Genomic DNA, 24,953 nt, shown 5'->3' on the forward strand with positions numbered 1-24,953 from the left:
GCTCCCTACCCCAAGGGTTGGGTCAACGTTGCACCTGTTTTCCCAACACAGGTCAACTCGATCATGCCTCAACCTTTCGTCAACCACCTGGGCGTACAGCTCGTCCGCGATCACCTGCAGGCCATCCCCCGCCCCGACAAGTACGCCGCCCAAGCCATTCGTGACTGGGCCATCCGGCAGGGTTCGGATCTGGATCCGGATCAGACCGATGTCGTCACCCTGCACTATCGAGGCCAGCAGGCCGTCGTTGTCCAGCGCCTGCCACTGACCGAGGCGGTGCTCTCGAACTGGCAAGGCGAGAGCGACAAGAACCTGATCGGCCAACTGCTCCCGGGTCATTGGTCCGGCACACTGCCGTCCGGCCCGCTGCAGATAGTCGATCGATTGCCGGCTCGCGGGCCATGGGCGAACGGTGCCGATCATTCGGTATTCAATGGCCTGTTCCGCCGCACCGGCAACGGCCAATACGACAGCACGACGCACCTGCCCGTGGATGTCGAAGCCCTGCAGCGCTTCATCTGGGACCTGGATTTCCACGCCCGCTTCACCGCCATGCTGGACCACTACTGGCAGCACGCCCTGCATGGCCACCAGCTGTCCATGCGGATCAGCTTCATCACCGCCTGCAACAAACAGGTGGGCGAAGGCTCGTTGAGCGATAACGCACGCCAGCTGGCCTGGCAGGCTGCCGGCCTGGCCCCTCGGGCGGTTGGTCTGCGAATCAGGCCGCTGAACGTCTACGGCTACAGCGCCACCGATCTGCTGTGCATCACCGACAAATCCCAGCCACTCTGCCTGCTCTATCTACCCGGCAACGCCTCCCCCATTCACGAGTTCACCAACATGGCGGCACTTCAGGACTGGTTCGCCAAGCAGTGCCAAAACACCGATAAACGCCAGCGCTTGCGCCAGTACTTCAGTTTGGACGACACACCGGATGGGCTGGACTTCAGTGGCCTGGATACAGCCCTGGAGGGCCTGGGCGCCTACCCAGGCATCCACTATCGCTCGCCAAACCGATCGGGACTCACCACCGATGGCCGCTGGCCGCCCAGGGACTACGTCAACTACCGTCAGGACAAATACAGCCCGAACCTTGGCGGCGACCTGTTCGAAGCCCTGAGCCTGCGCCAGCGCAAGCGCAGCTATGCCGACGCCGACTTCACCATTACCAGCAATCAGGAAGTCACCAAGGCGCGCTGGCGCGGTTATGTGGTCAGCACAATCAATCTGCTGGCCCCCTTGGCCGTGGTGCTGCCGGAACTCGCGCCGTTGCTTGCCTTGGGCGGCATTGCCCAGTTCGCGACCGGGATCGATCAAGCGATCAACGGCAAGTCACTCGACGACAAGGCCGAAGGCGTGACGAACATCGAGTTCGGTCTGATGAACGCTGCACCGCTTGCCTTGCGCCCATTGGCGCAAGCGCGAGTACTGTATCCCGCCAAGGGCAGGCGCTTCGTCCTGCCCAGCCGGCTCAACGACCAACTGGGCTACCCGCTGAGCCCGATCACACCGCCTGCGCTACCGGAACGCAAACTGGTCGGTTTGTTCGGCTCGACAGTCCCCCCAATACCCGGCGGCGATACCGCCATCACGCAGTGGCTGGTGCATGTACCGATCACCGTGGACTCGGAAGCGCAACTCCAGTCCGTGCTCAATGGTTACAACATACTGGTCCTTTACGACAGCGAGCGTGATGCCTTCACCCTCGAGTCCGAAGCAAACGAGGTGAACCCCACCTACTACCAGGTCTCGACTGAAAACCACGGGCTGGTCGAGATGAACCCGAACGCCCGTACAGTCACCGACGCGATGCGCATGAACAGCCTGCGCGCCATGGGCGTGGATGTGCAACTGCCCCTGGAAATCCCCCCCTTCGAGGCACACCTGCGCCAGCCGATCCCACGGAAGATCTCGAGCATCTGGGTAGGCGACAAGGTGATCGCGCCCAAACTGTTGACCACGCTGGCACGCAATCAGCAGCGCCTGACAAACAGCCAGTATGCCTATCAGCTGTTCCTGTCCAACGCCAATGCCCAGGCCTTCAGCGAAAACCTGAGGCTACTCGCCGCGCAGGCACCGAATCTCGATGTACTGCCCCTGGAGGAGCAACCTTTCTTCGCGAGGTTCCGCGACAGCAAGTACTTTGCACAGTATCGCGATGCCGTTGGCGGCACTGGCGCAAATTACTCGTCGGCATCCGACATCCTGCGCTATCCCTTGCTCGCCGAGGAAGGCGGCTTGTACCTGGACGTCGACGATACCTTGCTCGCCGACCCGGCTCAGCCAGACAACCCCAATCGCGCCGCGATCGACTCAGTGCCCCTGGCCACCACGCCTGACGGCCTGGTGCTGGGCGCCCCAATGAACAACGACTCGCTGGGAATGCACTGCCAATACAACACCAATATGGTCGGCAGCCATGCCGGCAATCCGACACTGCGAGCGATCTCGGACGCCATGCACGAGCGCTACCTGGTCAATCGTGACTTTTACGGCAACAGGCCGGTAGTGAGGGGCCCCGAATTCGATGCCTATGCCTTGCGCCTGAGTTACATGACCGGACCCGGCCTGCTGAACGATGTCATCGACCAGCACCTGCCACGGCTGCGGGCAATACGACAGATCATCAACTTGCACGCCTTGCCGCAACACAATGCGATGTACCTGGTCGCCCCCATCGAGCAAGCCTTGCGTGAAGCCGCGACAGCCGACATACCGCTCAACCATGTAGCCGAAGTCGGCAACTACCACTCCTGGGCCAAGCCCTGATGCAACAGGGGCGGCCTGACGGTCGCCCTTATCATCAGGTGGTAAACATATACGCAAGCTTGGGTAATCGCCGTCGCTACCGTGGGGCCTCATTTATCCACACGGATCGATTCCAATGGCTTCCACTTTTGTAAATATCGCGGGCGAACAATTCATCCGCCTTCACCTGCAGAATATTCCCAGGCCTGGCCTATATGCCGCCAAGGCAATTCGTGAATGGGCTGAGCAAGAGCAACATCAGCTTGACCCCGACCAGACCGACGTCGTCACCCTGCACTACCGGGGTAATCAGGCCATGATTGCCCAGCGACTTTCGCTCACCCAGGCGGTGCTCTCGAACTGGCAAGGTGAAAGCGACAAGAACCTGATCGGTCAGCTATTCCCTGGTAGCTGGGCAGGTACCCTGCCAGTCGGCCCGCTGACCATTGTCGAACAGCTGCCAGCGCTCGGACCGTTCGACAACAGCGCACGCTTCTCGGTCTACAACGGTATCTTCCGCAGGTCCACCCCGGCCCGCTACGACAGCACCACGCACCTACCGGTCGATGTCGAGGCCATGCAACGGTTCATCTGGGATCTGGACCTGCATACCCGCTTCGTCACGATGCTGGACGAGTATTGGCAAAAGACCAGGAAAACCCATCCACAGTCTCTGCAAATAAGCTTTATCGCCGCCTGTAACAAACAGGTCCAGGAAGGCTCCTTGAGTGACGCTGGCCGTCAGTTGGCCTGGCAAGCGGCGGGACTCATGCCGAGAGCTTCCGGCCTGGAAATCAGGCCTTTGAATGTCTATGGCTACGCCGCCACCGACATCATCCAGATTGCTGACCCAGCACATCAGCAAGTACTGCTGTACCTGCCGGGCAACTCATCGCCCTTCCATGAATTCGACGACATGAACGCCCTGAAGGACTGGTTCGCCGAACAGTGCCGTTCCAGCGAAAAACGCCAGCGCCTACGTCAGTATTTCAAACTGGCCGACACCCCCGACGGCCTGGACTTCAGCGGGCTGGATACCGCGCTGGACGGTCTTGGCACCTACCCGCGCTTCCATACCCGGTCGCCCAATCGACCTGGCTTCACCGTCGATGGTCCCTGGCCGCCCAGGGACTACGTCAACTACAAGGCTCACAAGTACAGCCCATTGATAGAAGGCGACTTGTTCGAAGCCCTCACGCTGCGCCAACGCAAGCGCAGTTACGCCGACGCCGACTTCATCATCACCAGCAAGACGCAAGTGACCAAGGCCCGCTGGCGTGACTACCTGATGACCTCGATCAACCTGCTGGCGCCCTTGGCGCTGGTAGTTCCTGAACTCATACCGCTGCTGGCCGTCGGTGGCATAGCGCAGTTCGGCCTGGGGATCGACCAGGTAATCAACGGCAAGACGCTGGAGGACAAGGACGACGGAGTGGACAACATCGAGTTCGGCCTGCTCAATGCCACCCCCCTGGTCCTGCAGGCGGCAACTCGCGTGAAAATCCTGTTCCCTGGCAAAAACCCACGATTCATCATGCCAACGCGAGTGAACGATCAGTTGGGCTATCCCCTTAGCCCCATGGATCCGCCCAGGTTACCCGAAGAGGGGGCAGCGCAATTTTTCGCCTCACCTCCAGAGCCAATAGCACTTCCACAAGATAGTCATCTGGGCAACTGGATCACCCGATTCATTGACAGCAATGGCGTAAAGCATATGGAGGCAACGCTTGAAGAAGCGAAGTTCAATGTGCGCTACGACGGTGAACACGATGCATTCGTCCGCAGGCCGAACAACAAGAGTGAATCGCCAACCTATTATCAGGTTTCCGACCAGAGCAACGGCCTGGAAGTCATCGATGTCACAAACCGCCCAGTCACCGACGACATGCGCATGAGGACATTGCGCGGGCTAGGCGTCGACCTGCAGCTCCCCATCGAAATCCCCACGCCCTCCAGCGAAATGTTCGAACTTCCCAAGCAGATCCTGAATATCTGGATCGGTGACAAAATCATCCCCGACAATCTGCTAAAGACCGTGGAAGCCAACGCCAGGGGTTTACTGCGCTCCAGAACCCCCTACCGGATATATCTGTCCAATGCCGATTCGGATGCATACGGCATCAACCGTGCCGCGCTGCTCAGGCATGCTGAGAATCTGCAGATACTGCCACTGGAAGATCAAGCGTTCTACGATGACTTCCAGGAAAGTCCTTACTTCGAGCAATACGAGAAGGCCATCAAAGGTGGAAATTATGCGTCGGCCTGTGACGTACTTCGCTACCCGTTACTCAACAGCGAAGGCGGCGTTTATATAGACATAGACGACACCTTGCGCACCCTTGGTGATCATCCGGACGCCGATGCACTGATCGCCTCGACGCCCTTGAAAGCAACGCAAAATGGTCTTGTGCTGGGCGCCCCGATGGACAATGCGCGTTTGGGCATGCATTGCGCCTACTCCAACAGCTTGATTGGCAGTCATGCGGGGAACGATACGTTGGACGCTATCTCCGATGAGATGCTCAAACGCTTCGAGGACAACCCGAATTTCTATGACAACAGGCCGTTGTATGGCGCACCCGATCACGAAATCTATGCCAGGAAACTGAACGAGATGACCGGACCTGGCGTCCTCAACGATGTGATTGATGATGAGGACTACGAGGATCTGTCCAGACTGCGCATCTTGCGACAAATCACCAAGCTGGAGTCAGTCCCTCAGAAAGACTTCACCTTTCTCACAGGTCCAGCCCACGCCGCCATTTCCGAAGCGCAGCGTACCGACCAGGCGCTAAGAGACCTTGTGACGGTAGGCAACAACAACTCGTGGGCGAAACCCTGATACAAGCCGGGCGACTTGCGTCGCCCGGTTCATCATTCGCCGCGGTGCAGCTTGCTCATCAACTGCGCCTCGGCCTGGGTCAACCCGCAGGTCTGGGTCAGCTCCTCGACGCTCGCGCCCATCCCCACCAGCTTGGCGGCCTGGGCGAAGGTGACGCTGTTGGGGTCGCGCTGCTCCAGTTGCTGCAGCTTCTCGGGCAACGGCGCAACCACCGCGCGCAGTTCATGGATCGCCTCGCCCATGCGCACGGTGCCGTTCTGGTAGTCGTCCAGGCGCTTGGCCAGGTCCTTGATGCGCTGGTCACGCAGCACATCGCCCTGGGCCTGCTGGGCGGCCAGCTCGCGCTGGCGCTTGCTGTAGTTGAGGAAGAACCACAGGCTCAGCGCCCACAGCAGCGCCAGGAAGATGACAGCAACCTCGAAGATCAACTCAGATGTTCTCCAGCTCGGACCACTCTTCCTCGGTCATCATCTTGTCCAGCTCGACCAGGATCAGCAGTTCGCCGTTCTTGTTGCAAACGCCCTGGATGAACTTGGCCGACTCTTCGTTGCCGACGTTCGGCGCAGTCTCGATCTCCGACTGACGCAGGTAGACCACTTCGGCGACGCTGTCGACGAGGATGCCGACCACTTGCTTGTCCGCCTCGATGATGACGATGCGGGTGTTGTCGGTGACTTCTGTCGGCATCAGGCCAAAGCGCTGGCGGGTGTCGATCACGGTCACCACATTACCGCGCAGGTTGATGATGCCCAGTACATAGCTGGGGGCGCCCGGAACCGGGGCGATCTCGGTGTAGCGCAGGACTTCCTGCACCTGCATGACGTTGATACCGTAGGACTCGTTGTCCAGACGGAAGGTTACCCACTGCAGGATCGGATCTTCGGAACCTTGTGCAGACGACTTTTTCATTCCCCTAGCCCTCAAAATCCGCCATTGGCGGTGTGCTCTGTGTTGCCGCGGCAGTAGCGGCGTTGATTCAGTTGTGTTTGGTGTTCATCTGCTTGACCGCGCCACTGGCGATCAGCTCGGCCAGTTCGGCGACGTCGAGCAGCGCGCACATGTGTTCGATCACCGTGCCGGCCAGCCACGGGCGTTGACCGCGCTGGCTGCGCCACTTGATCTCGTTCGGGTCAAGGCGCAGCGAGCGGCTGACCTGATGCACGGCCAACCCCCACTCATAACCCTGCACGGAAATCACGTATTGCAGGCCCTGGCGGAAATCGTCGCGGTAGCGGTCCGGCATCACCCAGCGCGCCGTGTCGAGCACCTTGAGGTTGCCCGCCTGGCAGGTGAGGATGCCGAGGAACCAGTCCGGCTGGCCGAACAGCGGCGTCAGCTCCTGGCCGGCCAGGGTGTAGATCGACCCCAGGCACACCAGCGGTACCGCCAGGGTCAGCCCGGCGACATCGAACAACAGGCATTCGAACGGCTCGGCAGCCCAATCCGGACGGCCATCGACGCTGGCCGGCGGCGTTGGCGCGGCGGGTGCCGCTGGCACGTGCAGCTCCACCAGCGGCGCCACGGGTTCGATGGCCTGGATGTCACTCAGGACCGGGATGCTGGCTTCAGCCACCACCTCGGTCTCGACCACGGCGACCACCGGTTCCACCACCGGCGCGGCAGGCGGCAGCACGGTCGGCAGGACCTTGGCCTGCGGCTCGGCAAAGGGCCGCGCAGCAGATGGAGCCGGCACTGACTGGCGCTGGGCGTCACGGGCCTGCTCCTCGCGGACCGCGGCTTCGAAGTCATCGCCGGGTGCCGGTTCGACAGGCTGCACGACGGGGACTTGTGGCTCCGGCGGCAGCTCGAACGACTCGGTAGCCTCCTGCAGCAGCCCATCGAGATAGGACTGCAAGGCCATCTGTGGTTTGGTGGTGATGTGCCGTGCCTGGTTCATCACGCCACCTGCAATGCGGAGCGGTAGGTGAGCAGGTGCTTGAGCAGTGCACGGTAGGCCACCACGCCACGGCTCTTGCCGTCGAACTGTGAAGGCGTGACGCCGTTGCGGCTGGCGTCACGCAGGCGCGTATCCACCGGAATGTAGCCCTGCCAGACCTGGTCGCCATAAGTGTCACGCAGCACCTTCAAGGTGCCCAGCGATGCCTGGGTGCGGCGGTCGAACAGGGTTGGGACGATCTGGTAGGGCAGCGCCTGTTTGCGCGAGCGGTTGATCATGCCCAGGGTGCTGACCATGCGCTCCAAGCCCTTGACCGCAAGAAACTCGGTCTGCACCGGGATCACCAACTGCTGGCTGGCGGCCAGGGCGTTGACCATCAGCACGCCCAGCAAGGGCGGGCTGTCGATCAGGGCGAAGTCGAAATCCTGCCACAGCTGCGCCAGACTCTTGGCGATCACCAGGCCCAGGCCACTCTGCCCCGGCGACTGGCGCTCGAGCACCGCCAGCGCGGTGCTCGACGGCAGCAGCGAGATACGCTCGTCGCTGGTCGGCAACAGCAACTGACCCGGCAAGCCCTCGGGCACCGTGCCCTTGTGCAGGAACAGGTCGTAGCAGCTGTGCTCGAGCGCATCGGGGTTGTGCCCGAAGTAGCTGGTCATCGAGCCGTGCGGGTCGAGGTCGACCACGACCACGCGCTTGCCCGCCTCGGCCAGCAGGCCGGCCAGGGCGATGGTGGTGGTGGTCTTGCCGACGCCACCTTTTTGATTGGCTACTGCCCAGACTCTCATCGTGCGTTGCTTCCTCCCGGTATGGCCGCCTGCCCTCCCGGGAACGGTGTGAATTTCAGTGACGGGGATTTGACGAAATCAGCCCCCGGTCGACGGTGCTGGCGAGGCTGGTGCACTTTGTGTGCCAGCCCGGCGCATCGCCGCATCCGGGGTGGCATTGGCGCTGCCACTGCCGGTCAGGCTGCGGCGCACCTCCAGGTTACGCGAGATCACCAGCACCACCCGGCGGTTGCGCGCACGCCCGTCAGCCGTGTCGTTGCTGGCCACCGGCTGGTACTCGCCATACCCCACCGAGGCCATGCGCCCCGGGCTGACCCCTTCCATGGCCAGCAGCCGGACGATGCTCGCCGCCCGTGCCGACGACAGCTCCCAGTTGGTCGGATACTGGGCGGTGCGAATCGGCAGGTTGTCGGTGAAGCCCTCGACGTGCACCGGGTTGGCGAACGGCCTGAGGATCTTCGCCACCTTCTCGATGATCTCGAAGGCGACATCGCTGGGCATGGCGTCGGCGCTGGCGAACAGCAAGGAGGAGTTGAGCTCGATCTCCACCCACAGTTCGTTACCGCGCACGGTCATCTGGTTGGACTTGATCAGGTCGCCGAAGGCGTCGCGGACGTCGTCGGTGATGGTCTTGAGCGGATCGACGCTGGTCTGCGCCAGGCCCGCGTCGGTCTGCTCGCTGTCCTTGATCAGCGGCTCTGCGGGCTTGACGCTCAGTGGCCGCTCATCACCGATGGGGATCGGCTTCATGCTGCGCTCGGGGTCGTTGAACACCCCGATCAGCGCCTGGGAAATCTGCTTGTACTTGCCCTCGTTGATCGACGAGATCGAGTACATGACCACGAAGAAGGCGAACAGCAGGGTGATGAAGTCGGCGTACGAGACCAGCCAGCGCTCGTGGTTCTCGTGCTCTTCGATCTTGCGACGACGGGCCATGGCTTACTCCATGAAGCCTTGCAGCTTCAGCTCGATCGAGCGCGGGTTCTCGCCTTCGGCGATCGACAGCAGGCCCTCGAGCAGCATCTCGCGGTAGCGCGACTGGCGCAGGGTGATGGCCTTGAGCTTGTTGGCGACCGGCAGCAGGATCAGGTTGGCGCTGGCCACGCCGTAGATGGTGGCAACGAAGGCCACGGCAATGCCGTTGCCCAGTTGCGACGGATCGGCCAGGTTGCCCATCACGTGGATCAGACCCATCACCGCACCGATGATACCGATGGTCGGCGCGTAGCCGCCCATGCTCTCGAACACCTTGGCGGCCTGGATGTCGCGGGCTTCCTGGGTCAGGAAGTCGACTTCGAGGATGCTGCGAATGGCTTCCGGCTCGGCGCCGTCGACCAGCAGTTGCAGGCCCTTGCGCGCATAGGGATCGGGCTCGGCGTCGGCGACGCCTTCCAGGCCCAGCAGGCCTTCCTTGCGTGCGGTCAGGCTCCAGTTCACCACCCGGTCGATGCCACCGGGCAGGTCCACTCGCGGCGGGAAGAAGATCCAGCGCACGATCTGCAGCGCGCGCTTGAACGACGACAGCGGCGACTGCAGCAGCGCCGCCGCCAGGGTGCCGCCTAGCACGATCAATGCCGCCGGGCCGTTGATCAGTGCACCGACGTGGCCGCCCTCGAGGAAGTTGCCGCCGACAATGGCGACAAAGGCGAGGATCAGGCCGATAAGGCTCAACACATCCATCAGACGCAGGCCTCGACCAGGTGCTTGCCGATCTCGTCCAGACTGTACACGGCATCGGCCAGGTTGGCCTTGACGATGGCCATGGGCATGCCATAGATCACGCAGCTGGCTTCATCCTGCGCCCATACGGTGCTGCCGCCCTGCTTGAGCAGGCGCGCGCCTTCGCGACCGTCGGCGCCCATGCCGGTGAGCACCACCGAGAGCACCTTGTCGCCATAGGACTTGGCGGCGGAACCGAAGGTGATATCGACGCAGGGCTTGTAGTTCAGGCGCTCGTCACCCGGCAGGATCTTCACCGTGCCACGGCCGTCGACCATCATCTGCTTGCCACCCGGGGCCAGCAGCGCCAGGCCCGGACGCAGCACGTCACCGTCCTCGGCTTCCTTGACGCTGATCTTGCACAGTTTGTCCAGGCGCTCGGCGAAGGCCTTGGTGAAGGCCGCCGGCATGTGCTGGATAAGCACGATCGGCGCCGGGAATCCGGCGGGCAGTTGGGTCAGCACCCGCTGCAGCGCCACAGGACCACCCGTGGAGGTGCCGATGGCGACCAGCTTGTACGGCTTGCGCTTGGGTGCCGGCGAGTGCGCGGCGGCCGGTGCCGCGGCACGTGCCGGAGCTGCCGTGCGCGCAGGTGCGGTACTGGCGAAGCTGCTTGCCGGCGCATGGCTGCTGGCCGGAGCTGGCGCGGCAGCCGGCGCCGGGCTGGAATAGGCGCTGAAACGGCGGTTGCTGCGCGAGATGGTGTGGACCTTCTCGCACAGCATCTGCTTGACCTTTTCCGGGTTGCGCGAGATGTCCTCGAAGTTCTTCGGCAGGTAGTCGACCGCGCCGGCGTCCAGGGCGTCGAGGGTGACGCGGGCGCCTTCGTGGGTCAGCGAGGAGAACATCAGCACCGGCGTCGGGCAGCGCTGCATGATGTGCCGCACCGCGGTGATGCCGTCCATCATGGGCATTTCATAGTCCATGGTGATGACATCGGGCTTGAGCGCCAGCGCCTGGTCGATCGCTTCCTTGCCGTTGGTCGCGGTACCCACGACCTGGATCGTCGGGTCCGCCGAGAGAATTTCCGAGACACGGCGGCGGAAGAAACCGGAATCATCCACCACCAGGACCTTGACTGCCATAAACACTCCATTAGGCGGCGCACCCGCCAGGGTACGCCACCGAAATCAAATACGCCGGGCGGCGTAACGCTTGAGCATGCTCGGAACGTCGAGGATCAGCGCGATCCGCCCGTCACCGGTGATGGTCGCGCCGGACATGCCCGGGGTCCCCTGCAGCATCTTGCCCAGCGGCTTGATCACCACCTCTTCCTGGCCGACCAACTGGTCGACCACGAAGCCGATGCGCTGGGTGCCGACCGACAGGATCACCACATGGCCTTCGTGCTGCTCCTCGTGCTCGTGGTCCTGGACCAGCCAGCGCTTGAGATAGAACAGCGGCAGCGCCTTGTCGCGCACGATCACCACTTCCTGGCCGTCGACCACGTTGGTGCGCGACAGGTCGAGGTGGAAGATCTCGTTGACGTTGACCAGCGGGAAGGCGAACGCCTGGTTGCCCAGCATCACCATCAGGGTCGGCATGATCGCCAGGGTCAGCGGCACCTTGATGACGATCTTCGACCCCTGGCCCTTGGCCGAGAAGATGTTGATCGAGCCGTTGAGCTGGGAAATCTTGGTCTTCACCACGTCCATGCCGACGCCGCGGCCGGACACGTCGGAGATCTCTGTCTTGGTCGAGAAGCCTGGGGCGAAGATCAGGTTGTAGCAGTCCGACTCGCTCAGACGATCGGCCGCGTCCTTGTCCATCAGGCCCTTTTCCACGGCCTTGGCGCGCAGGATGCTCGGGTCCATGCCCTTGCCGTCGTCGGAGATCGACAGCAGGATGTGGTCGCCTTCCTGCTCGGCGGACAGCACCACCCGGCCCATGCGCGACTTGCCCGAGGCCTCGCGCTCGTCCGGCATCTCGACACCATGGTCGACGGCGTTGCGCACCAAGTGCACCAACGGGTCGGCCAGCGCCTCGACCAGGTTCTTGTCCAGGTCGGTCTCTTCGCCGACCAGCTCCAGGTTGATCTCTTTCTTCAACTGGCGGGCCAGGTCGCGAACCAGGCGCGGGAAGCGCCCGAAGACCTTCTTGATCGGCTGCATGCGGGTCTTCATGACCGCGGTCTGCAGGTCGGCAGTGACCACGTCGAGGTTGGACACGGCCTTGGACATGGCCTCGTCGCCGCTGTTGAGCCCCAGGCGCACCAGGCGGTTACGCACCAGCACCAGTTCGCCGACCATGTTCATGATCTCGTCCAGGCGCGCGGTATCGACCCGCACGGTAGTTTCCGCCTCGCTGGCGCCGTGCTTCTCGGCGGCCGGCGCCGGGGCGCGGGCTGGAGCGGCAGGCTTGGCGGCAGCTGGAGCTGCAGCAGGCGCGGGGGCCGGCTTGGCAACTGGCTTGGCCTCGGCCTTGGCCGCGACAGGTGCGGCAACGGCAGCGGCAGGCGCTTCGGCGGTGACTGCGTCACCGGAGAACTTGCCCTTGCCGTGCAACTGGTCGAGCAGGGCCTCGAATTCGTGTTCGCTGATGCTCTCGTCGCCTGCAGCGGGTGCGGCACTGGCCGCTGGCGCAGCGGCGCCTGGCAGTGCGTCGACGGCGAAGGTGCCTTTGCCGTGCAACTGGTCGAGCAGCGACTCGAACTCATCGTCGGTGATCTCATCGCTGGCCGGGGCGGCGGCCGCAGGCGCGCTGACGGCGGCATCGGCCGAGAACTGGCCCTTGCCGTGCAGCTGGTCGAGCAGCGACTCGAACTCAGCGTCGGTGATCTCGTCACCGCCACCGCTGATTTCTTCACCCTGCAGTTGTTCATGAGCCTGAGCTTCAGCCTTGACCGCATCGAGCGAGTCAAGCAGTTGCTCGAACTCGGTATCGGTGATGTCGGGCTCGGCAGCCGCGGCTTCCACCACGGGCGCCTCCTCAACCACCGGGGCCGGTGCTTCAGCGCCACCGGGCTCGGCCAGGCGCGACAGCGCAGCCAGCAGTTCCGGCGTGGCCGGCGTGACATCGGTACGCTCGCGCACCTGGCCGAACATGCTGTTGACCGTGTCGAGGGCCTCGAGCACCACGTCCATCAGTTCCGCGTCAACCCGGCGCTCACCTTTGCGCAGGATGTCGAACACGTTCTCGGCAATGTGGCAGCACTCCACCAACTCATTGAGCTGAAGGAAGCCGGCGCCCCCTTTTACAGTGTGGAAACCGCGGAAAATCGCGTTGAGCAGGTCCGCGTCATCGGGCCGGCTTTCCAGCTCGACCAATTGCTCGGACAGTTGCTCGAGGATTTCGCCGGCTTCTACCAGGAAATCCTGAAGGATTTCTTCATCGGCGCCGAAGCTCATTAAACGTGCTCCTTAAAAACCCAGGCTGGACAACAGATCGTCGACATCGTCCTGGCTGGACACGACGTCTTCACGCTTATCGGCATGAATCTGCGGACCTTCACCCCGAGTCGGATGTTTTTCTTGATCTTTTTCAGCGCGCAGCTGCTGGTGGTCATGTTCGATCCCGGCAAAGCGGTCGACCTGGCTTGCCATCAGCACGAGCTTGAGCAGATTGCTTTCGACTTCGGTGACCAGCGTGGTCACCCGTTTGATCACCTGGCCGGTGAGATCCTGATAATCCTGGGCCAGGACGATATCGTTGAGATGGCCGGCGACCTTCTGATTACCTTCGGCGCTGTGCGTCAGAAAACTGTCCACACGCTTGACCAGCTCACGGAATTCCGGCGCTGCCACCTCGCGGCGCATGAAGCGCTGCCAATCGGCGGACAGGCTCTGGGCCTCGGTGGCAAGGTCGTTGAGCACCGGGGTGCACGCCTCCGCCAGGTCCATGGTGCGGTTGGCCGCGCCTTCGGTGAGGCGAACCACGTAGGAGAGGCGTTCGGCGGCATCGGTAATCTGCGACACTTCCTCGGCCTGCGGCATGGCCGGGTCGATCTGGAAGTTGACGATTGCGCTGTGCAGTTCGCGGGTGAGCTTGCCGACTTCCTGATACAGCCCGCGGTCGCGGGTCTGGTTCAGTTGGTGGATCAGCTGCACCGCATCACCGAACCGGCCGCGCTCGAGGCTCTCGACCAGTTCCTGGGCATGCTTCTTCAGGGTTGATTCGAACTCACCCAAAGAGTTGTTGGTTGACTCCATTGCGCCCCCCAGACGTGACTCAGCCGTTGACGCGTTCGAAGATCTTTTCGATCTTTTCTTTCAACGCCAGGGCGGTGAAAGGCTTGACCACATAGCCGTTTACACCGGCCTGGGCAGCTTCGATGATCTGCTCGCGCTTGGCTTCGGCGGTGACCATCAACACCGGCAGGTGCTTGAGGCGCTCGTCCGCGCGGACAGCGCGCAGCAGGTCGATACCGGTCATGCCCGGCATGTTCCAGTCGGTTACCAGGAAGTCGAAGTGTTCACTGGTGAGCATCGGCAGTGCCGTGTTGCCGTCATCAGCTTCCTTGACGTTGGTGAAACCCAGGTCACGCAACAGGTTCTTGATGATCCGCCGCATCGTCGAGAAGTCGTCAACGATGAGGATTTTCATGTCTTTGTTCAATTAGACCTCCAAGCAGTCTTAAACGCGCTCGGCGCCGAGCGCGCGCTCAATCAATTCGGCACCACAAAAAAACGACTGCATCAAACCTGGTTCAACGCGCCCGCCATTCCCCCAGGCGACTGCGCAGACGCGCCGCGCACTGGCTGTGCAACTGGCTGACACGCGATTCGCTGACCCCCAGGACCTCACCGATTTCCTTGAGGTTCAGCTCTTCGTCGTAGTACAGCGCCAGGACCAGGCGCTCGCGCTCCGGCAGGTTGGCGATCGCATCGGCCAGGGCGGCCTGGAAGCGCTCGTCCTCCAGGTCCCGCGATGGCTCCAACTGGCCGCTGGCTCCGTCCTCGTGCAGCCCCTCGTGTTCGCCGTCCTGCAACAGGTCGTCGAAACTGAACAGGCGACTGCCCAAGGTGTCGTTCAGAATCCCGTAGTAATCATCGAGACTCAATTGGAGTTCGGCAGCAACCTCGTGATCTTTAGCGTCGCGCCCAGTCTTTGCTTCAACACAGCGAATCGCGTCGCTGACCATACGCGTGTTGCGGTGCACCGAGCGCGGTGCCCAGTCGCCCTTGCGCACCTCGTCGAGCATGGCGCCGCGAATGCGGATGCCGGCATAGGTTTCGAAACTGGCGCCCTTGCTGGCGTCGTATTTGTTGGCCACTTCCAGCAGGCCGATCATCCCGGCCTGGATCAGGTCCTCGACCTGGACGTTGGCCGGCAAGCGCGCCAGCAGGTGGTAGGCGATGCGCTTGACCAGCGGCGCGTAGCGCTCGATCAGCTCGTATTGAGCGTCCTTGGCGGCCTTGCTGTACATCTTGAAACCGCTCGCGTTCATAGCACCGGCCCTGCACTGGTGGGCTGCACCAGGCGCTCGACGAAAAATTCCAGGTGTCCGCGCGGGTTGGCAGGCAGCGGCCAGCTGTCGACCTTCTGCGCAATGGCCTTGAAGGCCAGCGCGCACTTGGACCGCGGGAAGGCCTCGTAGACCGCCCGCTGCTTCTGCACGGCCTTGCGCACACACTCGTCGTACGGCACGGCGCCGACGTATTGTAGGGCGACGTCAAGGAAGCGATCCGTGACCTTGGTCAACTTGGCGAACAGGTTGCGCCCTTCCTGCGGACTCTGGGCCATGTTGGCCAGCACGCGGAACCGATTCATCCCGTAGTCGCGGTTGAGCAGCTTGATCAGGGCGTAGGCATCGGTGATCGAGGTGGGCTCGTCGCACACCACCAGCAGCACCTCCTGGGCGGCGCGGACGAAGCTGACCACCGAGTCACCGATACCCGCGGCGGTGTCTATCACCAGCACGTCGAGGTTGTCGCCGATCTCGCTGAAGGCCTGGATCAGGCCGGCATGTTGAGCCGGCGCCAGGTGCACCATGCTCTGGGTGCCGGAGGCCGCCGGGACGATGCGCACCCCCCCGGGCCCCTGCAGCAGCACATCGCGCAGCTCGCAGCGACCCTCGATGACATCGGCCAGGGTGCGCTTGGGCGTGAGCCCCAGCAGAACGTCGACATTGGCCAGGCCCAGGTCGGCGTCCAGCAACATGACCCGACGGCCGAGCTCGGCCAGCGCCAGGGACAGGTTCACTGAAACGTTAGTCTTGCCGACGCCACCTTTGCCACCGGTCACGGCGATCACCTGTACGGGATGCATGCTACCCATGTCTGTTCTTTACCTTGTCTCGCTTGGACCCAGGCCACATGAGGGGCTGAACGTTCAAGGCCACGGTCCGGCCGGGCAACCCCATGATGTAGGTACTTTGCACAGTATTCACCCTCAACCCGCACGCTTGCCAGGGTTATGGTAGAGATCAGCGAACATGTCGGCCATCGCCTCGTCGCTGGGCTCGTCCTGCAACTGCACGCTGACCGCGCGACTCACCAGCTGGTGCTTGCGCGGCAGTTGCAGGTCGTCAGGAATGCGCGGCCCATCGGTCAGATAGGCCACCGGCAGTTCATGACTGATGGCAAGGCTCAGCACTTCACCGAGACATGCCGTTTCATCGAGCTTGGTCAGGATGCAACCGGCCAGGCCGCAGCGCTTGTAGCTGTGGTAGGCGGCGGTGAGCACCTGCTTCTGGCTGGTGGTCGCCAGCACCAGGTAATTCTTGGCGGCGATGCCGCGCCCGGCCAGGGTCTCCAGCTGCATGCGCAGCGCCGGGTCGCTGGCCTGCAGGCCAGCGGTGTCGATCAGCACCACGCGCTTGCGCAGCAGCGGCTCCAGCGCCTGGGCCAGCGACTCGCCCGGGTCGACATAGGTGACCGGCACGTTGAGGATGCGCCCGAGAGTCTTGAGCTGCTCCTGGGCGCCAATGCGGAAGCTGTCCATGCTCACCAGCGCCAGGTTGTTCGCGCCGTACTTGAGCACATAGCGTGCAGCCAGCTTGGCCAGGGTGGTGGTCTTGCCCATGCCGGCCGGACCAACCATGGCGATAACCCCGCCCTCCTCGATCGGTTCGATCTCGGGCACGTCGATCATCCGCGCCAGGTGCGCCAGGACCATGCGCCAGGCGTGACGCGGCTCTTCGATCTCGGCGGTGAGGTCGAGCAGTTCGCGCGCCAGGCCGCCGGACAGACCGAGGCGCTGCAGGCGGCGCCAGAGGTTGGCCTGCTGCGGCTTGCTGCCTTGCAGCTGGCTCCAGGCGAGCGAGCCGAGCTGGACTTCCAGCAGCTCGCGCAGGCCGGTCAGCTCGAAGCGCATGGCGTCGAACAGGCGCGGATCGACCGGGGCCGGTGCCGCGGCGACAACCGGGGCGGGCTCATCGACATGCGGCTCGATCAACGGTTCGGACGCGGTCAGCGACTGACCGGCGAACAGCTGACGGTTGCCGCCCTCGACGGCATCGCTGCGCCCGGTCAGTTCGGCCTGGGCGGTGACGATGCGCGACTGGGTCTTGCGCAGTTCGTCCTCGAGTTCCGCATTGGGCACGCGTGGGGCCAAGGCGGACAGCTTGTAGTCCAGCGCAGCCGTCAGTTCGACACCGCCAGCGATGCGCCGGTTACCGATGATGGCGGCGTCGGAGCCGAGCTCATCCCGGACCAGCTTCATGGCCTGACGCATATCGGCGGCGAAAAAACGCTTAACTTGCATAACCCACTACCTCAGCCGTTCGGGCCCACGGTGGCAACGATGGTGACTTGCTTGTTGTCAGGTATTTCCTGATACGCCAAAACATGCAAATTCGGTACAGCCAGGCGACCGAAGCGCGACAGCATGGCGCGGATCGGGCCGGCAACCAAGAGGATGGCCGGCTGGCCCTGCATTTCCTGACGCTGGGCCGCCTCGATCAACGAGCGCTGAAGCTTTTCGGCCATGCTTGGTTCAAGAAGAACACCATCTTCCTGACCCTGCCCGGCCCTTTGCAGACTATTGAGCAAGATCTGTTCCAACCTTGGCTCCAAGGTAATCACAGGCAGCTCGGACTCAACGCCGACAATGCTTTGCACGATGGCGCGGGACAATCCGACCCGCACCAGCGCCACCAGCGCGGCGGTATCTTGACTCTTCGTCGGGTTGTTGGCGATGGCTTCGGCAATGCTGCGGATGTCACGCACCGGCACCTGTTCGGCAAGCAATGCCTGCAGGACCTTGAGCAGGCCCGACAAGGAAATGACACCCGGCACCACCTCTTCGGCCAGTTTCGGCGAGACCTTGGCCAGCACCTGCAGCAGCTGCACCACCTCCTCGTGCCCGATCAGCTCGTGGCAGTGCTTCTGCAGGATCTGGTTGAGGTGGGTGGCGACCACGGTGCTGGCGTCGACCACGGTGTAGCCCAGCGATTGCGCCTGGGCGCGCTGGCCGACATCGATCCACACTGCCTCCAGGCCGAACGCCGGATCGCGCGAGGCGATGCCGTTGAGGGTACCGAACACCTGGCCGGGGTTGATCGCCAGCTCCCGGTCCGGGTAGATCTCGGCTTCGGCCAGGATCACACCCATCAGCGTCAGGCGGTAGGCACTGGGTTGCAGGTCGAGGTTGTCGCGGATGTGCACGGTCGGCATGAGGAAGCCCAGGTCCTGGGAAAGCTTCTTGCGCACGCCCTTGATCCGCGCCAGCAGCTGACCGCCCTGGTTGCGGTCCACCAGCGGGATCAGGCGATAGCCGACTTCCAGGCCGATCATGTCGATGGGGGTGACGTCGTCCCAGCCCAGCTCCTTGGTTTCCATGGCGCGCTGGGGCGATGGCAGCAGGTCTTGCTGGCGCTGGGCCTCTTGCTGGGCGACGACCTTGGCCTTCTGCTGTTTCTTCCACACCAGGTAAGCGCCACCACCGGCCAGCGCGCCGAGGCTGAGGAAGGCGACATGCGGCATGCCTGGGACCAGACCCATGATGATCATCAGCGCGGCCGACACGCCCAGCGCCTTCGGCGAGTCGAACATCTGCCGGTTGATCAGCTTGCCCATGTCCTCGGAACCCGAGGCGCGGGTGACCATGATCGCGGCCGCGGTGGACAGCAGCAGCGATGGCAATTGCGCCACCAAACCGTCACCGATGGTCAGCAGGGCGTAGACCTTGCCGGCGTCGGCGAAGGTCATGTTGTGCTGCAGCATGCCGATGAGCATGCCGCCGATGAGGTTGATGAAGAGGATCAGCAGGCCGGCGATGGCGTCACCGCGGACGAACTTGCTGGCACCGTCCATGGAGCCGTAGAACTCGGCCTCCTGGGCGACCTCGGCGCGGCGGGACTTGGCCTGGGCCTGGTCGATCAGGCCGGCGTTTAGGTCGGCGTCGATGGCCATCTGCTTGCCGGGCATGGCGTCGAGGGTGAAGCGCGCGCTCACCTCGGAAATGCGCCCGGCGCCCTTGGTCACCACGACGAAGTTGATGATCATGAGGATGGCGAACACCACCGCACCGACGACGTAGTTGCCGCCGATCACCACCTCACCGAAGGCCTGGATCACCTTGCCCGCGGCGCCGTGGCCTTCCTGGCCATGGAGCATGACCACGCGGGTGGAGGCGACGTTCAGCGCCAGGCGCAGCAGCGTGGCCACCAGCAGGATGGTGGGGAACGCGGCGAAATCCAGGGGTCGCAGGGCGTAGACGCAGACCAGCAGGACCACGATCGACAGGGCGATGTTGAAGGTGAAGAACACGTCGAGCAGGAACGGCGGGATCGGCAACATCATCATTGCCAGCATCACCAGCAGGAGCAGCGGCACGCCGAGGTTGCCCCGGCCGAGACCGGCCAGGTTGTTACGGGCGCTGCTGATTAACTGAGTGCGATCCACCGCGATTCCTCTTCAAGCAAAACTTTGACGCCTGTGTGGCGGCTGGCGCTGCCTTTGCAAGAAGCTTTCCAACTTTTCTGGGGGGTGGGGTTTTCGGGGGGGGCGGGTTCGGGTTCGGGTTCGGGTTCGGGTTCGGGTTCGGGTTCGGGGATGATTGTTTTGGATCTTTTATGCGCATTCATTGGCGATGGTGACTATGCGTCAACATCGCAAATGAATGCGCATACAACTTCCAAAACCAACAAACTAACAAACTAACAAACTTAACTGTCCCGCCGCAAATCCTCAGGAATAGGCAAATCCTTCTTCAACGGCTCCGGCGCCTTCCCCCTACCAGCCCGATACTGCCGAATCTGGAACACATAGGCCAACACCTGCGCCACCGCCAGGTACAACCCCGCCGGAATCTCCTGCTCCATCTCGGTGGAGTAATAGATCGCCCGCGCCAGGGCCGGCGACTCGAGTATCTGCACGTTATGCTCGACCCCGATCTCACGAATCTTCAAGGCAACGAAATCGGTCCCCTTGGCCACCAGCAACGGCGCCGTCCCACCCTTGTCCGGGTTGTACTGCAGAGCCACCGCGTAGTGAGTCGGGTTAGTGATGATCACATCCGCCTCCGGCACCGCCGCCATCATCCGCCGCTGCGACATCTCCCGCTGCAACTGCCGGATCCGCTGCTTGACCTCGGGCTTGCCTTCACTGTCCTTGTACTCGTCCTTGACCTCCTGCTTGGTCATCTTCATCTTCTTGTTCGTCTGGAACAGCTGGTACGGCACATCCAGCCCGGCAATCAGCAGCAACCCCGCCGCCATCCACAAGGTGCTCCAGCCCACCACCTGCACCGCATGGATGATCGCCTGCTCCAGCGGCTCGTTGGCGATAGCCAGCAGCGCCTCGCGGTCGCTGGCCAGCACCAGCAGCGCCACCAGCAGGATCATGATGAACTTCGCCATGGCCTTGAGCAGCTCGGTCAGCGCGTTCATCGAGAACATGCGCTTGATCCCCGACAATGGGTTCATCCGGCTGAACTTCGGCTGCAGCAGGCTCCCGGAGAACAGGAAGCCGCCCAGGGCAATAGGCGCAACGAAGGAAATCACGAACAGCAGGATCAGGATCGGTTGCACCGACCAGATCGCCATCTTGCCCGAGGCCAGCAGGAACGCGCCCATGCTGCGCTCATCGACGATCACTTCGCGCGTCAGGCTGAAGTTCATGCGCATCAGGGTCATCAACGTTTCCGCCAGATAACCGCCGAACGCCAGCAAGCCACCAGCGCCCGCCAGCGTAACCGCGACCGTGTTCAGCTCCTTGGAGCGGGCGACCTCACCTTTCTCCCGCGAGTCGCGTTTGCGCTTCTCGGTGGGTTCCTCTGTCTTGTCCTGACCGCTTTCGCTCTCTGCCATGCTCAGCGCGCCCGTGCCAGTTCACGCAGCCACTGCAGCGCTTCGCTGGCCAGTGCCTGGTAGTGTGGAAGGATGTCGGCCAGGCCGACCCAGAAGATCCCCATGCCCAGCACCAGGGTCAGCGGAAAACCGATGGAGAAGATGTTCAGCTGCGGCGCGGCGCGGGTCATCACGCCGAAGGCGATGTTGACCACCAGCAGCGCGGCGATCGCCGGCAGGATCAACAGCAGCGCAGCACCCAGCACCCAGCTCAGGCGCCCGGCGATCTCCCAGAAATGGTTGACCACCAGGGCACTGCCCACCGGCAGCGTGGTGAAACTCTCGGTCAGCACCTCGAATACCACCAGATGCCCATTCATCAGCAGGAACAGCACACTCACCAGCATGGTCATGAACTGGCTGATCACCGCGACGTTGACGCCGTTGGCCGGATCAACCATGGAGGCGAAGGCCATGCCCATCTGCACGGCGACGATCTGCCCGGCGATGACGAAGGCCTGGAACAGCAACTGCAGGGAAAAGCCGAACAACGCGCCGACGATGACCTGCTCGGCGCACAGCAGCACGCCGCGCACGCTCAACGGATCGATTTCGGGCAGTGGCGGCAACCCCGGCACGATGACCACGGTGATCGCCACTGCGGCATACAGGCGCACCCGCGCCGGCAGCATCTTGGTGCCGAAGATCGGCATGGTCATCAGTACCGCCATCACCCTGAACAACGGCAGGATGAAGGTGGCGACCCAGGTGCCGATCTGCGTGTCGGTCAGTTCCAGCATGGCGGCCTCAACCGATCAGCTGCGGGATGCTGGTGTACAGGCCGATGAAGTACTCCATGAACTTCTGCACCAGCCAGGGTCCGGCGACGATCAGCGTGATCAGCATCACCAGCAGGCGCGGCAGGAAGCTCAGGGTCTGCTCGTTGATCTGCGTGGCGGCCTGGAACATCGCCACCACCAGGCCGATCAGCAAGCTCGGCACCACCAGCACGGCTACCATCAGGGTGGTCAGCCACAACGCATCACGGAACAGGTCGACAGCGACTTCAGGTGTCATGCAAGGCTCTCCTTGGCGGCGTCAGACGCCACCGAAACTGCCGGCCAGGGTGCCCATGATCAGCGCCCAGCCATCTACCAGCACGAACAGCATGATCTTGAACGGCAACGAAATGATCAGCGGCGACAGCATCATCATACCCATGGCCATCAGTACGCTGGCGACCACCATGTCGATGATCAGGAACGGGATGAAGATCATGAAGCCGATCTGGAACGCGGTCTTGAGCTCGGAGGTGACGAACGCCGGCACCAGGATCGTCAGCGGCACCTGGTCGGGGCCGGCGATGTCGGTGCGCTTGGACAGGCGCATGAACAGGTCGAGGTCGCTCTGCCGGGTCTGCGCCAGCATGAAGTCCTTCAACGGCCCCTGGGCCTTGTCGATGGCCTGCTGGGCGGTCATCTGCTCGGCCAGGTAGGGCTGCAGGGCGTCCTTGTTCACCCGGTCGAACACCGGCGCCATGATGAACATGGTCAGGAACAGCGCCATGCCGGTGAGCACCTGGTTCGACGGCGTCTGCTGCAGACCCAGGGCCTGGCGCAGGATGGAGAAGACGATGATGATGCGGGTGAAGCTGGTCATCAGGATGACGAACGCCGGAATGAAACTCAGCGCCGTCATGATCAGCAGGATCTGCAGGCTGACCGAATATTCCTGCTGCCCGTCCGCCCCACTGGACAGGGTGATGGCCGGGATCGACAGTGGGTCGGCGGCCAGGGCCAACGGCGCGGCCAGCAGCAGCGCCAGGGTCAACAAAAAGCGCAGCGCGCCGCTCATCACGTCTTGTCCTTATGATCCTTGCCCATCAGCTCGAGCAGCCGCTGGGCGAATTCCGGCGTGGCCTGGCGCGCCGCGGCGGGCACCTCCACGGGCTCGGCCAGCACATGCAAGGCTTCGATGCTACCGGGGCTGTGGCCGATCAGGATCTGCTCCTTGCCCACCTGCACCAGCAGCAACCGGTCGCGCGGGCCGATGGCCCGGCTGCCGACGATCTCGATCACCTGGGCACCACGCTGGGCATTGCCCTGCATGCGCCGCAGCAGCCAGGCCAGGAAGAAGATCAGCCCCACCACCAGCAGCAGGCCGAAGACCATCTGCGCCAACTGCGCACCCAAGCCGCCGGGCAACGGCGCGGCCGCCGAGGCGTTGGGCTCGGCGGCCGCGATCACCACTTCGCTGACCAGCAATGCACCGAGGGCGGTGAAGCCCCGCACCATGCGCTTCACTCAGCGCAGCTTCTTGATACGTTCGCTGGGGCTGATCACGTCGGTCAGGCGGATGCCGAACTTCTCGTTGACCACGACCACTTCGCCATGGGCGATCAGAGTGCCGTTGACCAGCACGTCCAGCGGCTCGCCCGCCAGGCGGTCCAGTTCGATCACCGAACCCTGGTTGAGCTGCAGCAGGTTGCGGATGCTGATCTCGGTGCTGCCCACTTCCATGGAGATGCTCACCGGAATGTCCAGGATCACATCCAGGTTCGGACCTTCGAGGCTGACGTGCTCGTTGGGCTTGGGCGAGCTGGCGAATTCCTCCATCGGCAGGCGGTCGCCACCGATGTGACCGGCGTCACCACCGAGCAGGGCATCGATGTCGGCCTGCCCGGCATCGCCGGTCTCTTCCAGGGCGGCAGCCCACTCGTCGGCCAGGGCCTGTTCCTCGGGAGAATTGATCTCGTTTTCGTTAGCCATGATTTCCTCGACAGGCATTCAATACGTTGGAGCGACCGGCACGCCGTCAGCGGCGTTCGATCGGGTCGATGATCTGCAGCGACAGGGTGCCCTTGTGCGAACCCAGCCGCGCCTTGAACGACGGCACGCCATTGGCGCGCAGCACCAGGTGCTCCGGCAGTTCCACCGGAATCACGTCGCCCGGCTGCATGTGCAGGATGTCGCGCAGCTTCAGCTGGCGGCGGGCAACCGTGGCCGACACCGGCACATTGACGTCCAGCACGTCTTCGCGCAGGGCCTTGACCCAGCGCTCGTCCTGGTCGTCCAGGTCGGACTGGAAACCGGCGTCGAGCATTTCACGCACCGGCTCGATCATCGAGTACGGCATGGTCACGTGCAGGTCGCCGCCACCGCCGTCGAGCTCGATGTGGAAGGTCGAGACCACCACCGCCTCGCTGGGGCCAACGATGTTGGCCATGGCCGGGTTGACCTCGGAGTTGATGTACTCGAAGTTGACCGGCATGATCGCCTGCCAGGCTTCCTTGAGGTCGACGAAGCACTGGTCCAGGACCATGCGCACCACGCGCAGCTCGGTCGGGGTGAACTCGCGACCCTCGATCTTGGCGTGACGGCCGTCGCCGCCGAAGAAGTTGTCCACCAGCTTGAACACCAGCTTGGCGTCGAGGATGAACAGCGCGGTGCCGCGCAACGGCTTGATCTTGACCAGGTTGAGGCTGGTGGGCACGTACAGCGAGTGCACGTACTCGCCGAACTTCATCACCTGCACGCCGCCCACCGCCACGTCGGCGGAGCGACGCAGCAGGTTGAACATGCTGATGCGGGTATAACGGGCGAAACGCTCGTTGATCATTTCCAGGGTCGGCATGCGACCCCGCACGATACGATCCTGACTGGTCAGGTCGTAGCTCTTGATGCTGCCGGGCTCACCAGAGCTCTCGGTTTGTACCAGCCCATCGTCCACCCCATGCAACAGGGCGTCGATCTCATCCTGGGACAGCAGGTCCTGCACGGCCATCTA

The 24,953-nt window shown here is 63.1% G+C and carries 23 protein-coding genes; 2 read left to right on the forward strand and 21 right to left on the reverse strand.

Features of this window, described 5'->3' with window-relative positions:
- Positions 1 to 63 precede the first annotated feature (63 nt).
- Entirely contained in the window at positions 64 to 2,772 is a 2,709-nt protein-coding gene (locus V0R62_RS00585; protein ID WP_330102311.1) for a dermonecrotic toxin domain-containing protein, read from the forward strand.
- A gap of 115 nt (positions 2,773 to 2,887) precedes the next feature.
- Complete coding sequence (locus V0R62_RS00590) at positions 2,888 to 5,593, forward strand: dermonecrotic toxin domain-containing protein (protein ID WP_330102312.1); 2,706 nt, start codon at positions 2,888 to 2,890, stop codon at positions 5,591 to 5,593.
- 32 nt (positions 5,594 to 5,625) lie between these two features.
- Here the strand turns inward: V0R62_RS00590 and V0R62_RS00595 are convergent, their stop codons facing one another.
- The 21 genes from V0R62_RS00595 to fliM all read right to left on the reverse strand — a co-directional run bounded on the left by V0R62_RS00595 (position 5,626) and on the right by fliM (position 24,950).
- Positions 5,626 to 6,021 carry a DUF2802 domain-containing protein gene (locus V0R62_RS00595; protein ID WP_330102313.1) on the reverse strand — a complete coding sequence of 132 codons (396 nt, stop codon included), beginning with the start codon at positions 6,019 to 6,021 and terminating at the stop codon, positions 5,626 to 5,628.
- 1 nt (position 6,022) lies between these two features.
- Positions 6,023 to 6,502, reverse strand: coding sequence for a chemotaxis protein CheW (locus tag V0R62_RS00600; protein WP_003254393.1), 480 nt, complete (start codon positions 6,500 to 6,502; stop codon positions 6,023 to 6,025).
- A 67-nt stretch (positions 6,503 to 6,569) separates the two neighbouring features.
- On the reverse strand, positions 6,570 to 7,490 hold the full coding sequence (locus tag V0R62_RS00605) for a CheW domain-containing protein (protein WP_330102314.1): 921 nt from the start codon (positions 7,488 to 7,490) through the stop codon (positions 6,570 to 6,572).
- On the reverse strand, positions 7,490 to 8,278 hold the full coding sequence (locus tag V0R62_RS00610; protein ID WP_028691011.1) for a ParA family protein: 789 nt from the start codon (positions 8,276 to 8,278) through the stop codon (positions 7,490 to 7,492). Before V0R62_RS00610 ends, V0R62_RS00605 begins: the two co-directional genes overlap by 1 nt.
- 78 nt (positions 8,279 to 8,356) lie before the next feature.
- Positions 8,357 to 9,214, reverse strand: a complete 858-nt coding sequence (motD, locus tag V0R62_RS00615; RefSeq protein ID WP_186735479.1) for a flagellar motor protein MotD — start codon at positions 9,212 to 9,214, stop codon at positions 8,357 to 8,359.
- 3 nt (positions 9,215 to 9,217) lie between these two features.
- Positions 9,218 to 9,958, reverse strand: coding sequence for a flagellar motor protein (locus V0R62_RS00620; RefSeq protein WP_186735477.1), 741 nt, complete (start codon positions 9,956 to 9,958; stop codon positions 9,218 to 9,220).
- Positions 9,958 to 11,082 (reverse strand): protein-glutamate methylesterase/protein-glutamine glutaminase, encoded by a 1,125-nt coding sequence (locus V0R62_RS00625; protein ID WP_280081390.1) that lies wholly within the window; start codon positions 11,080 to 11,082, stop codon positions 9,958 to 9,960. Before V0R62_RS00625 ends, V0R62_RS00620 begins: the two co-directional genes overlap by 1 nt.
- A 45-nt stretch (positions 11,083 to 11,127) precedes the next feature.
- Complete coding sequence (locus tag V0R62_RS00630) at positions 11,128 to 13,344, reverse strand: chemotaxis protein CheA (protein WP_330102315.1); 2,217 nt, start codon at positions 13,342 to 13,344, stop codon at positions 11,128 to 11,130.
- Between the two features lie 12 nt (positions 13,345 to 13,356).
- Entirely contained in the window at positions 13,357 to 14,145 is a 789-nt protein-coding gene (locus V0R62_RS00635; protein ID WP_330102316.1) for a protein phosphatase CheZ, read from the reverse strand.
- A gap of 19 nt (positions 14,146 to 14,164) precedes the next feature.
- Complete coding sequence (locus V0R62_RS00640) at positions 14,165 to 14,539, reverse strand: chemotaxis response regulator CheY (RefSeq protein WP_023630863.1); 375 nt, start codon at positions 14,537 to 14,539, stop codon at positions 14,165 to 14,167.
- 103 nt (positions 14,540 to 14,642) lie between these two features.
- Complete coding sequence (gene fliA, locus V0R62_RS00645) at positions 14,643 to 15,383, reverse strand: RNA polymerase sigma factor FliA (protein WP_028691004.1); 741 nt, start codon at positions 15,381 to 15,383, stop codon at positions 14,643 to 14,645.
- Entirely contained in the window at positions 15,380 to 16,213 is an 834-nt protein-coding gene (gene fleN, locus V0R62_RS00650) for a flagellar synthesis regulator FleN (RefSeq protein ID WP_016393812.1), read from the reverse strand. Before fleN ends, fliA begins: the two co-directional genes overlap by 4 nt.
- A gap of 114 nt (positions 16,214 to 16,327) precedes the next feature.
- Complete coding sequence (flhF, locus tag V0R62_RS00655; RefSeq protein WP_330102317.1) at positions 16,328 to 17,641, reverse strand: flagellar biosynthesis protein FlhF; 1,314 nt, start codon at positions 17,639 to 17,641, stop codon at positions 16,328 to 16,330.
- Between the two features lie 11 nt (positions 17,642 to 17,652).
- Positions 17,653 to 19,782 carry a flagellar biosynthesis protein FlhA gene (gene flhA, locus V0R62_RS00660; protein ID WP_096048357.1) on the reverse strand — a complete coding sequence of 710 codons (2,130 nt, stop codon included), beginning with the start codon at positions 19,780 to 19,782 and terminating at the stop codon, positions 17,653 to 17,655.
- Positions 19,783 to 20,045: 263 nt separating this feature from the next.
- On the reverse strand, positions 20,046 to 21,188 hold the full coding sequence (gene flhB, locus V0R62_RS00665; RefSeq protein WP_330102318.1) for a flagellar biosynthesis protein FlhB: 1,143 nt from the start codon (positions 21,186 to 21,188) through the stop codon (positions 20,046 to 20,048).
- A 2-nt stretch (positions 21,189 to 21,190) separates the two neighbouring features.
- Entirely contained in the window at positions 21,191 to 21,967 is a 777-nt protein-coding gene (gene fliR / locus V0R62_RS00670; protein ID WP_028692804.1) for a flagellar biosynthetic protein FliR, read from the reverse strand.
- Positions 21,968 to 21,974: 7 nt separating this feature from the next.
- Positions 21,975 to 22,244, reverse strand: coding sequence for a flagellar biosynthesis protein FliQ (fliQ, locus tag V0R62_RS00675; protein WP_023630488.1), 270 nt, complete (start codon positions 22,242 to 22,244; stop codon positions 21,975 to 21,977).
- Between the two features lie 21 nt (positions 22,245 to 22,265).
- Entirely contained in the window at positions 22,266 to 23,021 is a 756-nt protein-coding gene (gene fliP / locus V0R62_RS00680; protein WP_028692803.1) for a flagellar type III secretion system pore protein FliP, read from the reverse strand.
- On the reverse strand, positions 23,021 to 23,461 hold the full coding sequence (fliO, locus tag V0R62_RS00685; protein ID WP_330102413.1) for a flagellar biosynthetic protein FliO: 441 nt from the start codon (positions 23,459 to 23,461) through the stop codon (positions 23,021 to 23,023). Before fliO ends, fliP begins: the two co-directional genes overlap by 1 nt.
- A 9-nt stretch (positions 23,462 to 23,470) precedes the next feature.
- Positions 23,471 to 23,935: a flagellar motor switch protein FliN gene (fliN, locus tag V0R62_RS00690; RefSeq protein WP_110738627.1), complete on the reverse strand. Its 465-nt coding sequence runs from the start codon at positions 23,933 to 23,935 to the stop codon at positions 23,471 to 23,473.
- A gap of 46 nt (positions 23,936 to 23,981) precedes the next feature.
- Entirely contained in the window at positions 23,982 to 24,950 is a 969-nt protein-coding gene (gene fliM / locus V0R62_RS00695) for a flagellar motor switch protein FliM (protein ID WP_110738568.1), read from the reverse strand.
- Positions 24,951 to 24,953 lie beyond the last annotated feature (3 nt).

Origin of the sequence: Pseudomonas carassii, assembly GCF_036324045.1 — a bacterium.
GTDB lineage: Bacteria > Pseudomonadota > Gammaproteobacteria > Pseudomonadales > Pseudomonadaceae > Aquipseudomonas > Aquipseudomonas peradeniyensis.